The following is an 849-nucleotide window of genomic DNA, read 5'->3' on the forward strand; positions in this document are numbered from 1 at the left end:
GGCGGTCATGCCGCTGCCGGACTCGCCGACGAGGGCCACCGCCTCGCCCTGCATCAGGGTGAGCGCGACGCGGGACACCTCTTGTTCACCGGGCGTTGCGGCGCGGTCGCGAGTGCCCGGACGGGCGGTGGCCACGGTGAGTCCGCGCACGTCGAGCAATGCCATCGCTCGGAACGCGTGTGAGGGCATCGGGTCCTGGTCGGCGCGTTCGCGCTGCGAGAAGGAAGACTTGGAACCGGCATCAATGACGGTGTGGTCACGTAATTGATTCATGGCCGGGCCTATCGTGTGCTGTTGGTGGTGATACTGTATCCAATCGAATGTGCCTTTGGTCAGATCCGGAGAGACTCTCAGGAACGGCATAACTCCTGCACATCCTCTCGAAACAGGCCCAAAGTGCCCACTTTGCGGGGTTTTCCGAGAGTTTGCAGGAGTTATGCACCGGCGGGGTGCGCAAAGCAGGGAATCTCGCACGTTCAAACGTTGTTTGAATAGAAGATGAAAACTTTGCCGATCAGCGTGCTCGACCTGGCCAGCCGCCCCGCGGGCGGCAGTAACGCGGAGGCCGTGGCCGGCAGCATCCGTCTGGCGCAGCGTGCGGAGGAGCTCGGCTACGACCGGTTCTGGGTGGCCGAGCACCACAACATGCCGGCGATCGCCTCGAGCGCGCCGCCCGTGCTGATCGCGGGGATCGCGGCGCGGACGACGCGGATCCGGGTCGGGTCTGGCGGCGTGATGCTGCCCAACCATGCCCCGCTTGTCGTCGCCGAGCAGTTCGGCACCCTGCGCGCCCTCTACGGCGACCGGATCGACCTCGGCATCGGGCGGGCGCCCGGCACCGACGGCGCG

The 849-nt window shown here is 66.3% G+C and carries 1 protein-coding gene and 1 pseudogene; one reads left to right on the top strand and one right to left on the bottom strand.

The features are described 5' to 3' along the window. Positions 1-273: pseudogene (locus QN357_RS19110) on the bottom strand (hypothetical protein); the annotation flags it as partial. A 225-nt stretch (positions 274-498) separates the two neighbouring features. On the opposite strand from QN357_RS19110, the gene QN357_RS19115 reads away from it, so the two are divergent. Beyond that, positions 499-849: MsnO8 family LLM class oxidoreductase (locus tag QN357_RS19115; protein WP_323505415.1), on the top strand; the 351-nt coding region annotated here is incomplete at its 3' end.

It is taken from the genome of Cryobacterium sp. RTC2.1 (assembly GCF_035018685.1).
In the GTDB taxonomy this organism is placed as follows: domain Bacteria; phylum Actinomycetota; class Actinomycetes; order Actinomycetales; family Microbacteriaceae; genus Cryobacterium; species Cryobacterium glucosi.